Source organism: Dokdonia sp. Dokd-P16 (genome assembly GCF_003095655.1).
Taxonomy (GTDB): Bacteria; Bacteroidota; Bacteroidia; order Flavobacteriales; family Flavobacteriaceae; genus Dokdonia.
In genome coordinates this window covers 2,593,446-2,608,526 of record NZ_CP029151.1, presented here as the reverse complement: position 1 = coordinate 2,608,526, position 15,081 = coordinate 2,593,446, and the positions used below count along the sequence as shown (strand labels likewise).

Sequence of the window (15,081 nt, the reverse complement as noted above, 5' to 3'; positions counted from 1 at the left end):
CCACAAAAAAGATGTTTAAACAATTTATAAAAAGACCTGTCTTGGCAATTGTCATTTCGGTTATGATTGTGTTTATAGGAGGTCTTGCCATTAAGCAATTACCTATCTCACAGTTCCCGCAAATTGCACCAACTACGGTAAATATTTTTATTGCCTATCCAGGTTCGAGTGCAGAAGTATTGGTTAATTCCACATTAATTCCTTTAGAAACTGCTATTAATGGTGTTCAAGATATGCGTTACATCGCATCTGACGCTACAAGTGCTGGAGAAGCAACCATTCGTATTATTTTTGAACCTGGGACAGACCCAAATGAAGCAGTTGTTAGGGTAAAAACACGTGTGGACCAAGTAATGCCTTTGTTGCCAGAATTGGTACAACGAGAAGGTGTTATTATTACCCCTGTACAGCCGAGTATGTTGATGTACGTGAACTTATCGAGTACAGATAAAAATAACGACGAGAAATTTCTATACAATTATGCTTATACCAAAGTTATTCCGGAAATACAACGTATCAATGGAATTGCGAGTGCTCAAATTTTAGGAAGTAGAAAATATGCGATGCGTGTATGGTTAAAACCAGACCGAATGCGAGCGTATAATATTTCTGCGGAAGAAGTGCTTGAAGCTATGGAAGAGCAAAGTATTCTTGCCAGACCAGGACGTTTAGGACAAAGTTCCGGGATGACCTCGCAATCTTTAGAGTATGTTTTGACCTATCAAGACCGATATAACGAGCCAGACCAATACAAGGAGATTATCATTCGTGCCAATGAGAAAGGCGAAATGATACAACTCAGAGATATTGCAGATGTAAAATTAGGAAGTGAGTTTTTTGATATTTATTCTAATCTAGACGGAAATCCATCAGCATCTATTGTTCTTAAACAAACACTTGGCAGTAATGGTAGCGATGTTATTGAAACCGTAAAAGCAAAATTAGCAGAGCTTGAAGTCGATTTACCACCAGATGTAAATTTTCAAATAAGTTATGATGTATCTAAATTTCTAGATGCGTCTATTGAGCAGGTATTGCATACGCTATTAGAGGCTTTCATTTTGGTAGCTATTGTGGTATTCCTATTTTTAGGCGATTGGCGTTCTACTTTAATCCCAATTATTGCTGTACCTGTATCCTTAATTGGGGCGTTTTTTGTAATGCAAATGTTCGGCTTATCCATTAACTTAATTACCCTATTTGCATTAGTTCTCGCCATTGGTATTGTGGTAGATGATGCCATTGTTGTGGTAGAGGCCGTCCATTTAAAGATGGAAGAGAAAAATCTCACGCCATATAAAGCGACATCAGAAGTATTAGGAGAAATAGGTGGAGCCATTATAGCAATCACTTTTGTAATGGTTTCCGTGTTTATACCCATTTCATTTATGACGGGTCCCGTGGGTGTTTTTTATCGCCAATTTTCAATAACAATGGCTGGTTCTATTGTTATTTCTGCAATTGTCGCATTGACATTAACACCAGTTTTATGTGCGATGTTATTAAAGAATAACCACGGAAAAAAGAAAAAGTCACTAATAGATAAATTCATTAATTGGTTTAATAAGGGATTTGAACGTTTAACAGGAAAGTATGTCCAAATCCTGAACAAAATTGTGGCAAGACGTATTGTTACCTTTGGGATTTTAGCTGCTTTTTGCTTCGGAATTTATGTAACCAACGAAGCGCTTCCTGCTGGTTTTATTCCTAATGAAGACCAAGGAATGATTTACGCCATTATACAAACACCACCAGGGTCAACGTTAGAACGTACTAATGAAGTAGCAAAAAGACTTCAAAAAATATGCGAAGAAACCGAAGGTGTCGCATCTGTAACTTCATTAGCAGGTTATGAAATTATGACCGAAGGTCGAGGCTCTAACGCAGGTACCTGTTTAATCAATCTAAAACCTTGGGGAGACCGACACCATTCCGTTCACGAAATTATGGAGGAACTGGAAGAAGAAACTAAAGATTTGGGTGCAGTCATCGAGTATTTCGAACCACCAGCAGTTCCAGGATTCGGTTCTTCGGGAGGTTTTGCAATGCGTTTGTTGGATAAAACGAACTCAACCGATTATCATCAGTTTGAGAGTATCAACAATAAGTTTATGGAATCCTTGTCTAAACGAGAAGAATTAACAGGATTATTTACGTTCTTTTCTGCAAATTATCCTCAATATGAATTGAAAATCAATAATAAAATTGCAATGCAAAAAGGAGTTTCCATTAATAAAGCTATGGAAAACCTGAATATCTTAATCGGTAGTACTTACGAACAAGGGTTTATACGTTTTGGTCGTTTCTTTAAGGTTTATACCCAAGCAGCACCAGAATATAGACGTTTACCTTCAGATTTAGAAAAATTATTCGTGAAGAATGAAAGTGGCGAAATGGTTCCTTATTCTGCTTTTATGACGGTTGAAAAGAAATTAGGACCTAACGAAATTACACGTTATAACCTTTACAATTCAGCTTCCATTAGAGGTTTGCCAGCAAAAGGATTTACCAGTAGTGACGCCATAAATGCCATTAAGGAAGTGGCAGCAAAAGAATTGCCAAATGGCTATGATGTTGCTTGGGAAGGCTTGTCTTTTGACGAAGCCAGCAGAGGTAACGAGTCTTTGTATGTCTTTATAGTTGTTCTAATTTTTGTTTATTTAGTGCTTGCTGCACAATACGAAAGTTTCTTATTGCCTTTCGTAGTGATTTTATCGCTTCCGGTTGGAGTTTTTGGATCTTTTTTCGTTTTAAAAATTATGGGATTATCTAATGATGTGTATGCACAAATAGGATTAATAATGCTTATTGGCCTTTTAGGGAAAAATGCAGTTTTAATTGTGGAGTTTGCAGTTCAGAAACAGCGTGAAGGCGCTACGATTTTACAAGCCGCAATTGAAGGTTCAAAGGCACGTTTTAGACCTATTTTAATGACATCGTTTGCCTTTATCGCAGGATTAATTCCGTTAGTAGTTGCTTCTGGAGCAGGTGCTATTGGAAACAGAACTATTGGCGGTTCATCTTTAGGAGGTATGCTTATTGGAACGCTTTTCGGAGTACTAATTATTCCTGGTTTATATTACATTTTTGCTAAAATGGCAGAAGGCAAAAGTCTGATTCAAGATGAATCTTTTGAGCCACTTTCCGAAGATTTTATTAGAAATAGTGAGGCAGTAAAACAATCCAAAGCCAATACTGAAAGTATTAGCAAATTGAATAAACTGATTAATAAACTGACAAAAAAGAATAAAAATGAATAAGATAATAAACATCATAAAGATGAAAAAATTCGTTGTCGTTGGCGTTTTTGCATTTCTGTCGTTATATGCTTGTGTGCCTACAAAAATGGTACGAGTAGAAGATAAAGCAGTACCAGAGCAGTTTGAAAATCAAACCACAGACTCAACAACCATTGCAACTGTAAAATGGAAGCAGTTCTTTTCAGACTCTAATTTAGTTACATTGATAGATTCGGCTTTGGCAAACAACCAAGAGCTTAATATTTTATTGCAGCGTCTCAATATGGCGCAGAATGAAATTCAAGCAAAAACAGGCGAATATTTACCTTCCGTAAATATTGTTGCAGGTGCAGAAGTTGAAAAAGTAGGTGAATTTACAAGAAATGGAGCTGTTGAACATAATCTCAATATTCGTGAGGACGAAGAATTTCCAGAACCCTTAGCAAATTTTCAAGCAGGACTGTCTGCTTCTTGGGAATTGGACGTTTGGAAAAAACTACGCAACGGAAAAAAAGCTGCTGTTTTAGAATATTTAGCTTCTGTGGAAGGTAAGAATTTTATGGTCACGCAACTGGTTTCAGAAATTGCAAGTGCGTATTATGAATTAATGGCTCTCGATAATCAATTAGATATTATTGAGCAAAATTTAGAGTTGCAACAAAATGCGCTTAAAATGGTCAAGTTGCAAAAGGAAGCAGCACGCGCAACACAATTAGCCGTGAGACGTTTTGATGCAGATGTGTATAAAAATCAAAGCAATAAGTTTTTGATAGAACAAAAAATTGTAGAAACTGAGAACCTTATTAATTTTCTCGTTGGAAGGTATCCGCAATCTATTGTACGTAATTCTGGTGGTTTTATGCAAATACCATTAGATTCTTTTGCAGTTGGTGTGCCTTCACAGCTTTTAGCAAACCGTACAGATATTAGACAAGCCGAATTAGAACTCGAAGCTTCAAAGCTAAACGTTAAAATTGCAAGAGCTAATTTTTATCCGTCTTTTGGTATTAGAGCAGGTATAGGTTTAGAGGCTTTTAATCCTAAATTTTTAACCAGCACACCAGAATCTTTAGTGTATTCATTGGTGGGCGATGTGGTGTCGCCATTAATTAACAGAAATGCGATTAAAGCAGCATATAATACCTCAAATAATCAGCAATTACAGGCTGTTTTTGAGTACGAGCGTGCTATTTTGAATGCGTATATGGAAGTCGCAAACCAATTATCAAATACAGATAAATTGAATAAAAGCTTCCAACTTAAAGAAGAACAAGTCAAGGCATTAGCAGAATCTATTGACTTGTCCATATTACTTTTTAAATCTGCAAGAGCCGAATACACCGAAGTATTACTAACACAACGAGAAGCTTTGGATTCTAAAATTGAAATTATAGAAACCAAACGCGACCAGTTACTTGCTAATGTAAAATTGTACCAAGCGCTTGGTGGTGGCTGGAATTAGAGACTTTCAATAAAAAAGGCGCATTTTTTATAAGTTGCGCCTTTTTTATTGAAAGTCTGTTGATTGAATATATCTTTAGAATTTGGTATTACATTTATACTATGAGTAAAAAATTACTAGAAAGAATTTAAAGAAGATGTGAAAAATATGATTTTCGGACTGGTTAAAGAAATATTAAATAAAGGAATTGGTGGAAATGCCAACCGTTAAAGCCATACACATTTGCAATTCGCACCAGCCAACGATACACCAAAAATTGCAAAAGAGTATGTCTTGCCAACGCTCAATCCGAACTAAATAACAAACATCGGAAAACCAAGCTGAACGTGAAAAGCACTATGCACAACAATGTATATAAAACATAGCTATTACAGGCTTTCCGAGAGGTTTTTGCTTATTTACTAAGTCCGCCAAATTTTTATTTTTGTATATTTAAAAAAGAAAAAGTTAAACATAAAAAATAAAAATTCGGCTCGTGTATAATCCGAAAAGTTAGTGTCTATTTATACGCTACGTTTCATATACTAGACCGTGGACGGCTGATTGCCAAAGGACATGTTTTTCATCTCAAGATAAGCCAAATCCAAGGCAGTAGCATACTTGGAAATTCCCGCCATCGTATGGCTCCACTTCAAAATCAGAACACCTAAAAGTCGTTGAAATATCGAAGAGTTGGGTATAGATCAAGTTAGAGCAAATTCGCAAGGATTTTAAAGCTCTTTATGTCTTTTTATTGATAAACGGTGATTGGGTAACTAACCGGTTCTTTAATGCCTTCCTCTCGCTGCGCTCGTCGGAGGCAAGTTTGAAAGCTCTACGCGCGGCGCACAACTCCAAAATTCATTGTATATTTAGATCAAACAAACCAGACCGCAAATTAAAGCAAACCAGCAAAGCTTGTACTGAGCCTGTCGAAGTATGCCGCACTCGCTTTATGCAGTGGCCTGTTGTAATGCATTTGAGAACAAAAAAAAAGAAAACACATTATGGCAGCATTCCACTATGCATTTAAAGTAAAAGATATAGAATCAACAAGAAAATTCTATGTAGATATTTTGGGCTGTAAAGAAGGCAGGTTTACAGAAACTTGGCTTGATTTTGATTTTTTTGATAATCAGCTTTCAGCGCACATTAGTGATGATTTTCCCGAATTAGACTACTGTGGTAAGGTAGATGGGATTAGTGTTCCAATTCCTCATTTTGGGTGCTTACTGGATATGGATGTGTTTGAAAGAATACAAAAGAAACTAGAATCAGAAAAAATTGATTTTGTTGTTAAGCCGCAAAAAAGATACCAAGGAAAAGTAGGCGAACAATTGACAATGTTTGTTTTTGATTTTAGTGGTAATCCTTTGGAATTTAAGTCATTTTCTAACCCTGACGAGATATTTAAGTAATATGAACACATTTTTAGAAAAAGAATTTGGCATCAAAATTCTGAACAAAAAGATACTTGATGGTTATGATAACAAGAACTATCATATCGCTACTGAAGAAAATGATTTTATCTATAAGACTTATACTTATTCAGAATCGTTAAAAGATACCGTTGAAGCAGAGAATGAAGTTCTTCTTTACTTACAAGAAGAATTTGACTCGTATATTCCAAAGCCTGTTCCCTTTAAAGACAATTCCTATGTGAAAATAGTAGACTCAGATAATGATAAAGTAATTTCCCGTATGCTTTCTTTTTTGAAAGGAGAATTTCTTGGAAAAGCAAAACATACACCATCCTTATTTGAATCCTTGGGAACTTTCTTGGCAAAGATAGATATCAAATTAAAAGACTTAAAAAACTACACCATTCAAGCCAGAAGATGGGAATGGGATATTCAATACTTTGATCTAAATAAAAAATATATCAATGACATTCCCAACCCAAAGGATAGAAATGTAGTTGCCTATTTTTTTAATCAATTTGAGGAAATTGTAAGACCTATCATTCCAGAACTAAGAAAACAGGTCATTCATAATGATGCTAACGAATGGAACTTACTTGTTAAAAATGGTGAGATTTCAGGAATCATTGATTTCGGAGATGTTGCTCATACCTTTTTAATTAACGAATTAGCCATAGCTATCACTTACGGATGCTATGACAAAGAGAATCCCCTAGAATGGGCTGTTGTACTTATTAAAGCGTATCATCAAGTACTGCCAATAGAAGAGAAAGAACTAAAAATTCTGTATTACCTCATAGCTGCAAGACTTTGTACCAGCGTATGCAATTCGGCACACGCACGTAAAGCAGACCCTAATAACACCTATGCATCTATAAGTGAGAAATCGGCTTGGAAAATGCTATATCGTTGGCTTGCAATAAATCCAATCAAAGCTGAAAATGAATTCAGAAAAGCAGCAGGTCTTACAAAGCTAGAACAGATGCATATAAAGGAAGTTCTAAAAAGAAGGTTTCAGCACATCAGCCCAATATTGTCATTAAGCTATAAAGAGCCTATTCATATGGTTCGTTCAGCATTTCAATATATGTATGACGCAGATGGGAATACTTTTTTAGATGCTTATAACAACATACCTCACGTAGGACATTCGCACCCAAAGGTGGTACAGGCAGGTAAAAAGCAAATGGCTCAACTGAATACCAATACAAGGTATTTATTTGATGAACTAGCTATATATGCTGAAAAATTATTGGGTCATTTTCCCCCTAAGTTGAACAAGGTGTTTTTTGTCAATTCTGGAAGTGCTGCTAGTGATTTGGCTATTAGAATGGCGAATAACCATACAGGGTCAAAACATATGATGGTAATGGAACTTGGCTATCACGGTAACACACAAACGTCCTTAGAAATAAGTGATTATAAATTCAACAATCCTAAAGGGAATGGTCAAAAAAAACACATTATAAAAACTGTTATACCAGATACTTACAAAGGAGTTTATCAAAAGGATAATCCCAATGCTGGAAAGCTATACGGATTAGATGCGGTAGCACAAATTAAAGATAGTACTGTACCAATTTCTGCCTTCATTAGTGAGCCTATTGTAGGCTGTGCAGGTCAAGTGCCATTGCCAAAAGGTTATTTAAATGAAATCTACCCAGCCATAAGAGCACAAGGGGGAGTTTGTATTAGTGATGAAGTTCAAACAGGATTCGGGCGACTGGGACAACACTTTTGGGGATTTGAAGCTTCTGATGTAATACCTGATATGGTAATACTTGGTAAGCCAATAGCAAATGGTCACCCAATGGGAGCTGTGGTTTGTACGGAGGAGATTGCTGCTACTTTTGAAAAAGGTGTAGAGTTCTTTAGTTCGTTTGGAGGCAACCCAGTTTCTTGTGCCATAGCTACTGCGGTATTAGATGCTATAGAAGAAGAAGGACTACAAGTCAATGCTAAAGTAGTAGGCGAACATTACACATTACTGCTAAAAGAATTAATGCATAAATATGGTTGCATTGGAGATATAAGAGGTAGCGGATTATTTATTGGTTGCGAAATAGTAAGAGATAATTCCAAAAACCCAAATACAGAACTAGCGAATCACATTAAGAATGAATTACGAAGGAAACATATATTAATAAGTACTGATGGTCCTTTTGACAACATTATAAAAACTAAACCAGCCTTGTGTTTTAGCAAAGAGAATGCGGATACTGTCGTAGAGGCTATTGATGAGGTATTAAAAACGCATTACAACAATGTGTATAGTGCATAGCACCCTGCGGGATGCTACGACACCATACACTGAACGTGGACGGCTGATTGCCAAAGGACATGTTTTTAATCTCAAGATAAGCCACATCAAAGGCAGTAGCATACTTGGAAATTCGCGCCATCGTATGGCTCCACTTCAAAATCAGAACACCTCAAAAGTCGTTGAAATATCGAAGAGTTGGGTATAGATCAAGTTAGAGCAAATCTGCTAGGATTTTAAAGCTCTTGGTGTCTTTCTATCGATAAATGGTGATTGCGTGACTAATCGGTTCTTTGATGCCTTCCTCTCGCTATGCTCTTCGGAGGCAGGACTCAAAAATGCCTAGGGCATACATCTTAATTACAGAAAGCTCGAAACGTGGTTGCAACTGTGCATTCCTCTCGTTCGTTCCTTACTCGTCGGATGCAAGAACTACAGCATAAAGCGTCCCGAAGTACATCGGGATTTGAAAGCTCTACGCGCGGCGCACAACTCCAAAATTCATTGTATATTTAGATCAAACAAACAATACCGCAAATTAAAGCAAATCAGCAATCCCGATAGCTATCGGGAGCCGCACTCACTTTATGCAGTGGCCTGGTTATGTTTAATTACAGAAATGGAAGAAATCTATAGAGATAAGGCGAAAGAACTAATTGCAGAAACAATTCTAAATGAATCCAACTGCGACCTTGAAGAATTGAAGATTGACTTTCCTTACTACGATTACACAGAGGAAATTAGTAGTCTCATCTCAAGTGGTAAAATCTCTAGATTATCTGAACAAAACCTTATTGGGATTGAAACAGAAGAATGGTTTGATATAGAATTCACCTTAGAATTTAGACCTATATATCGACTCTATTTAATTGATTCTCTTTTACATGTCACTAATCAATATCTTGAAATGAGATTATTTGAATTCAAAATTGAATATAAAGTTATAGGGGCTAAAGAACTAACTGGAAAATGTCCTTGCTGCGAATTCTATTCAATAGATTTTGGAGAAGATGGAGCTTGGGATATTTGTCCTGTCTGTTTCTGGGAAAATGGAGGTAGCGGACCAAATCATATGACTTTAAAGGAAGCTCAACAGAATTTTAATGAGATTGGAGCAATGAGTGAATCCGCCCTGAAATTTATTGACCCAAAAGGAAAATTAAAATATAAAAAAGAACATAGCAAAGAACTGAATTAAAAAACAAGCCTACTTCGGCTACGCCCAACACAAGCTTTTAAGCTAATTTTGATCTATAATTTTCATCGTAGGGTCTTCCTGATTTTATGATGGCAAAGACTTGTTTTAAGAGCTTATTTGCTACTGCGATGAGAGCTAGTTTTTTGCTCTTCTCTAGTACTCATTATACTTTCGCGAAAGCGTACTTCTTGCAATCAACTTTGCAAGCGCTACGCGCGGCGCACAACTTAAAATTCATTATAGATTTAGATTTAGCAAACTAGCAATCCCGATAGCTATCGGGAGGCGCACTCGCTATATGCAGTGGCTTGTAAGCGTATACAAGAGTAAAACTGTAACATTTTTAAAAAGTACGGTCTTTTGTATTAAAACAAACCAATGAAAAAAACATCATTATTAATTTTACTGCTTTTAACTATTGTCTTCGCTTGTAAAAATAAGACTGTCAACGAAACTATAATTTCTGAAAATAATTTAGAAAACAAAGTGATTTTCAAAACTGACGAACGAACGGAGTTTTTTAGAACAATATTTAATCTTGCAGTTCAAGATGATTTACCTTCGGATATAACACCTTGCAAAACAGAATATTTAAATAGAATAAACACTTATTTCAAACCATTCAAAAATCATAGTCTCATAAAATACATCTACAACCATGAAACAATGGGAATTGATTTTCCAACTGTTGGTTTGATGTATGAATCTTTAGAAAATTTTGAAATGGATTCAATGTATAGAAAAGAGTTTCCAGCCTATGGTATTACTATAGAAGAAATGGACTCTATAAAACCACTTCTTATTGATTTTTATAATAAATCTGATTTTAAATCTTTTTTCAATGATAACAAAAAGTATTATGATGATGCTACTCAAAATGTTCAACAAGAAATAGATGAAGAAAACCTTTTTAACACGATAACTGAATTTTATCAATCCAATGAAAATGGATTAGAGCTTCATGTCATTGTTGAGCTCACCAATAATGCAAATAATAAAGCTGTATCATTTTACGATTATTATAACCCTAAAAAACGAGCAGTAATTGTTGCTAATCTGTGTGACAATTCTAATGAACCAACTTTACAAAACACGTTTTTGGAGCTTGATAATAGTTTACGAACTAGAATATATCACGAATCTTCTCATCTATTTACAGATGAATTATTAAACAAACACATAGGAAATTTAGACCAATATAAATCTATTTGCGAAGATTGTAATGAAGCCGAGATAATAGATACTGTGGATCATCTTATTGTTAATGTATTACAAGAATTAATTTCATTTCGTGAATTTGGAAAAGATGATGGTCACAATTTTTATCTGAATAAATGCAAAGACGTAAGAAAAGAAATTTATATAACATTAAGTAATTACAAGCCTAAAGGCGAAATTCCATTCGAACAAATTTATATCGAATGTATGAATTTGATAAAATTAGCTGCATCTGAAAAATAACGTCCACTACCAAAGTTTTGAGTTAAAAACAAGCCTGCTTCGACTTCGCTCAGTGAACGTTTTTAAGCTAATCTTGATCTATAATTTTTGTCATAGGGTATTCAGGATTTTATGATGGCAAAGGCTTTTCCAAGAGCTTATTTGCCACTGCGATGATGCTAGTTTTACTCTTACCAAAATCTTGTTACGCTTTCGCGAAAGCGTAATTATAAAAACCAACTTTGAAAGCACAACCAGCAACAGTTAATCTAAAATTCATTGTATATTTAGTCCAAACAAACAAGACCATAAATTAAAGCGAACTAGTAATCCCGCCTGCTATTGGGAGCCGCACTCGCTTTATGTAATGGCTTCTTTCCAATAATTGAAAAACAGATAATCTACTAATAGTTAATGATAAGCAAATTTTTAAGTGACAAAATAAAAGCAATCTCATTTCTATTAATGATAATGGTAGTGTTCTTACATTCTTATAATCTGAAAATAAAATTTACCACAGAGACTGCATTAATAGAAAAAGGTTATAATTCGTTTATTCAAAACTTAATAAGTGAAGGCATAACAAGAGTTGCTGTTCCCTTATTTTTTATAATCTCAGGTTACTTATTTTTCTTATCAATTAAGAATGGTTCTACATCTGAGTTTTTCTCCAAATTCAGAAAAAGATATAAAACTCTTGTTTTACCTTATCTACTATGGTCTATTTATGGTTTATTATTCTTTCTTTTCTTACAATTAATCCCGTTTTCAAAACCATTTTTTACAAATAATTTAATTATTGATTATTCACTTAAAGACTGGTTTAATAGTATTTTTTTGAATCCTATTCCATACCAGCTATGGTTTATAAGAGATTTAATTGTGTTGATTATTTTTTCCCCAATCTTATACTGGCTAGTAAAATATTTTAAAGTTTATATCATATGTATATTCTTAATTACCTGGTTATTTCAATTTGATTATTTAATTTTTTCTAATGAGGCTTTGTTATTTTTTGCTCTTGGTGCATTCTTTGGCATACAAAAAATAAATATTCAGAAGATAAAGTTGAGAAAGAAAAATGCTATGGTATGTATGATTTGGGTTTTATTGGTTTTTATTAAAACCTACTTAATATACGTAAACGTTGAAAATGAATGGTTGATTAGAATATTGCACAAGTCAAGTATCTTAGTGGGAATAGCATCAATCTGGCTTTTGTATGATATCATTTTTGAGAAAAAGGACATAGAGAAATCTAAATGTTATCAACTCTTTCAATATTCATTTTTCTTATTTGCATTCCACGAGCCTGTTTTAACGATTTTTAAAAAAGGTTTTTATTATGTGTTAGGCCAGTCTCAATTAAGCTCGTTTTTAATTTATTTCTCAGCTCCGGTGATTACCATTTTAGTAAGTGTCATTGTTGGGACTCTCACAAAAAAATATATCCCTCAAGGTTATTATTTAATGACCGGAGGAAGATAATAATTACCAAATGTAAAGAGCTAAATAAAACAATCCATGAAAAATATACTTAAAAGCGACACCTTAACAAATCTCCTATGGGCTGCCTTTGGAGCCGTTGGTGCATTAAATTATTATGCAGAAGAGAAGTATTTAATATGTAGCCTCTTAATCTTAATTGCAGTCTTGTACGCTTATAAATTATTTAAAAGTGTTACCAACAACAGGAAAATTAAAGAATAACGACATTTAGAATAATTCATAATTCAGCCTTTGTAATTCTTAAAGCTAGTATCTTTTTTAAAACATATATGACTAGCTACCTAAACGCGAATCGCATCTACTAGCAAGAGACTTATTAAAAAGGAGCTTCTCATTCATGAGTACTTAAAAACCAGCCAAGAACACAGCCAAAACACTAGTCCACTCACCTACCAGAAGTGTAACATGGAATTGGTTTAAAAAAGTAATACTCTTAGTGGTTTATGATTATGATACATGGCATTTTCAACACATTAGATATTTTAAGTTTTACTTTGGTCTAGCATAGAGATACAGAAAATGGAGCTCATCTATTGAACCCGCTATAGGAAATTTATTACAAATCAACATTCCGTTTTATGTTGCGCACGGAGCAAAAGACAAAGCCGTACCCATAGAATAGGCATATTTAATCCCCATAGAATTCATAAGGACAAAAAAGACAAATTTGACTTTTAAGAACTGAGTTAAAAAACAAACCTACTTCGACTTCTCTCACCACATGCTTTTGAGCTAATTTTAATCTATAGTTTTCATCGTAGGATTTTCCTGATTTTATGATGGCAATATCTTTTCTTACGCTCTTTGTACTTTCCAGAAAGTATACTTCTAGCAGTCAACTTTGAAACCGCTATACGCGGCGCACAACTCCAAGATTCATTGTATATTTAGATCAAACAAATAAGACCATAAATTAAAGCAAACCAGCACTCCCGATAGCTATCGGGAGTGGTACTCGCTTTATGCAGAGCCTTATTGTGTGCAATTTGGCTACGTTACCAAGATTTGGTAATTTTGAGTAAAATTATAGTCAAAATGGGAAAGAACACATCAATATCACTTGGAAATCATTTTGAGGATTTTATCAGAGAAGAAGTAAATTCTGGTAGATATGGTTCAGCTAGCGAAGTAATTCGTTCCGCTTTACGTCTGTTAGAACGTGAAGAAAAAAAAGAAAGAGAGCTTATTAAAGCTCTCGAAGTTGGAGAAAATAGCGGATTTGTTGAAAATTTTGATCCAAAACAACATTTGAAAGAATTACATCGTAAGCATTTATGAGTAGAAACAAATATCGCATAAGCCAACAAGCGATTGAGGATTTAGATAAAATTTGGATTTATACTCTTAACAAATGGTCTAAAGAACAAGCAGATAGGTATTACGATTTAATAATGGGTGAAATAGATTTCATTGCGGATAATTATCTGATTGAAAAATCGGCTGAACAAACCCGAAAAAATTATCGTGTAACCAAAATTAAATCGCATCTAATATTCTACAGAAAAGTTGAAAATGAAATTGTAGAAATCGTTAGAATTTTACATCAGAGAATCGATATTAAAAAACGACTGAAATAAAAAAACTGCACACAACAAAGCTCTGAGTTAAAAAAACAAGGTCTGCTTCGGCTATGCTCAGCACGAGCTTTTAAGCTAATTTTAATTTATAGTTCATAATAAAGTCTTCATGATTTTATGATGGCAATATCTTTTCTTACGCTCTTTATACTCTTCCAAAAGTATACTTCTAGCAATCAACTTTGAAACCACTACGCGCGGCGCGCAACTCCACAATTCATTGTATATTTAGAGTAAACAAATAAGACCGGAAATTAAAGCAAACTAGTAATCCTGATAGCTATAAGGAGTGGTGCTCGCTTTATGCAATGGCGTGTTGTACGTCATTTGAACAAACCAAGAATGTTAAAGATTTTTAAGCATAATAAATCTTCTGATTATAAAAAAAGACTTTTGAAAGCATTTCCAAAAAAATTGGAAAATGATGTGAAAGAAGTATTAGAAATTATACCGTTTGATAACAACGAAATCAAACGTCACGATGGAACAAGAAATAGAGCAATTAATTTAATACACGAAAGTGAACTAGATATTAAATTGGAAAACGAAACTCTGACAATTCCTTATAGATTATATTTCAACGAACCGACTCCAGGTTTAGAAAATACTCTGACTGAAAAACAAAAAGATATTTTAAATTGTATTTTTCTTCGACATCACAATGGATATTTAAGAGAAAAAAGACTGAATTTATTGTCAGATAGTTCTGAAAAATGGATAATTCCTTTCATTGTTCAATTAATCGGAGAATACATTTATGAATTACTTCCAATTATTGACAAAAAAGTGAATAAAAACACATTGTCCTTTTACGCTGAATTTATAGATGTAAACCAAAAATATTGGCAACAGACGGAAAGTAGAATGATAAGTTATTGGAATGAATATTACAGATATAAATTCCCTATACTGAAAGACTATTTAGGATTTAAAATTACTACCCGAATAAAAAAACAACGCACAACAAAGAACTAACTTAAAAAACACACCCTACTT

Annotated in this window: 11 protein-coding genes and 1 pseudogene; 11 read left to right on the top strand and 1 reads right to left on the bottom strand. The window is 34.2% G+C overall.

Annotation, left to right across the window (positions count from 1 at the left end):
* Nucleotides 1-11: 11 nt before the first annotated feature.
* The 5 genes from DCS32_RS11720 (at nucleotide 12) to DCS32_RS11700 (ending at nucleotide 9,559) form a co-directional block, all read left to right on the top strand.
* Nucleotides 12-3,260, top strand: coding sequence for an efflux RND transporter permease subunit (locus DCS32_RS11720; protein ID WP_108878430.1), 3,249 nt, complete (start codon nucleotides 12-14; stop codon nucleotides 3,258-3,260).
* Nucleotides 3,253-4,701, top strand: a complete 1,449-nt coding sequence (locus DCS32_RS11715; RefSeq protein WP_108878429.1) for a TolC family protein — start codon at nucleotides 3,253-3,255, stop codon at nucleotides 4,699-4,701. The genes DCS32_RS11720 and DCS32_RS11715 overlap by 8 nt, the downstream gene beginning before the upstream one ends.
* Before the next feature lie 986 nt (nucleotides 4,702-5,687).
* Complete coding sequence (locus DCS32_RS11710) at nucleotides 5,688-6,098, top strand: VOC family protein (RefSeq protein ID WP_108878428.1); 411 nt, start codon at nucleotides 5,688-5,690, stop codon at nucleotides 6,096-6,098.
* Nucleotide 6,099: 1 nt separating this feature from the next.
* Entirely contained in the window at nucleotides 6,100-8,382 is a 2,283-nt protein-coding gene (locus DCS32_RS11705; protein WP_108878427.1) for an aminotransferase class III-fold pyridoxal phosphate-dependent enzyme, read from the top strand.
* 598 nt (nucleotides 8,383-8,980) lie between these two features.
* Nucleotides 8,981-9,559, top strand: coding sequence for a CPCC family cysteine-rich protein (locus tag DCS32_RS11700; protein WP_108878426.1), 579 nt, complete (start codon nucleotides 8,981-8,983; stop codon nucleotides 9,557-9,559).
* A gap of 37 nt (nucleotides 9,560-9,596) precedes the next feature.
* On the opposite strand, the pseudogene DCS32_RS16220 reads toward DCS32_RS11700, so the two are convergent.
* Nucleotides 9,597-9,710 (bottom strand): annotated as a pseudogene (locus DCS32_RS16220) (IS110 family transposase); the annotation flags it as partial.
* A 227-nt stretch (nucleotides 9,711-9,937) separates the two neighbouring features.
* Here DCS32_RS16220 and DCS32_RS11690 point away from each other — a divergent pair.
* From DCS32_RS11690 to DCS32_RS11665, 6 genes are all read left to right on the top strand, one after another.
* Nucleotides 9,938-11,020 (top strand): DUF4932 domain-containing protein, encoded by a 1,083-nt coding sequence (locus DCS32_RS11690; protein WP_108878425.1) that lies wholly within the window; start codon nucleotides 9,938-9,940, stop codon nucleotides 11,018-11,020.
* Between the two features lie 393 nt (nucleotides 11,021-11,413).
* Entirely contained in the window at nucleotides 11,414-12,487 is a 1,074-nt protein-coding gene (locus tag DCS32_RS11685; protein ID WP_108878424.1) for an acyltransferase family protein, read from the top strand.
* A gap of 36 nt (nucleotides 12,488-12,523) precedes the next feature.
* On the top strand, nucleotides 12,524-12,709 hold the full coding sequence (locus DCS32_RS11680; RefSeq protein WP_108878423.1) for a hypothetical protein: 186 nt from the start codon (nucleotides 12,524-12,526) through the stop codon (nucleotides 12,707-12,709).
* A gap of 834 nt (nucleotides 12,710-13,543) precedes the next feature.
* Nucleotides 13,544-13,786: a type II toxin-antitoxin system ParD family antitoxin gene (locus DCS32_RS11675; RefSeq protein WP_108878422.1), complete on the top strand. Its 243-nt coding sequence runs from the start codon at nucleotides 13,544-13,546 to the stop codon at nucleotides 13,784-13,786.
* Nucleotides 13,783-14,085, top strand: coding sequence for a type II toxin-antitoxin system RelE/ParE family toxin (locus DCS32_RS11670; protein ID WP_108878421.1), 303 nt, complete (start codon nucleotides 13,783-13,785; stop codon nucleotides 14,083-14,085). The genes DCS32_RS11675 and DCS32_RS11670 overlap by 4 nt, the downstream gene beginning before the upstream one ends.
* Before the next feature lie 342 nt (nucleotides 14,086-14,427).
* Complete coding sequence (locus DCS32_RS11665) at nucleotides 14,428-15,060, top strand: hypothetical protein (protein WP_108878420.1); 633 nt, start codon at nucleotides 14,428-14,430, stop codon at nucleotides 15,058-15,060.
* Nucleotides 15,061-15,081: the final 21 nt, after the last annotated feature.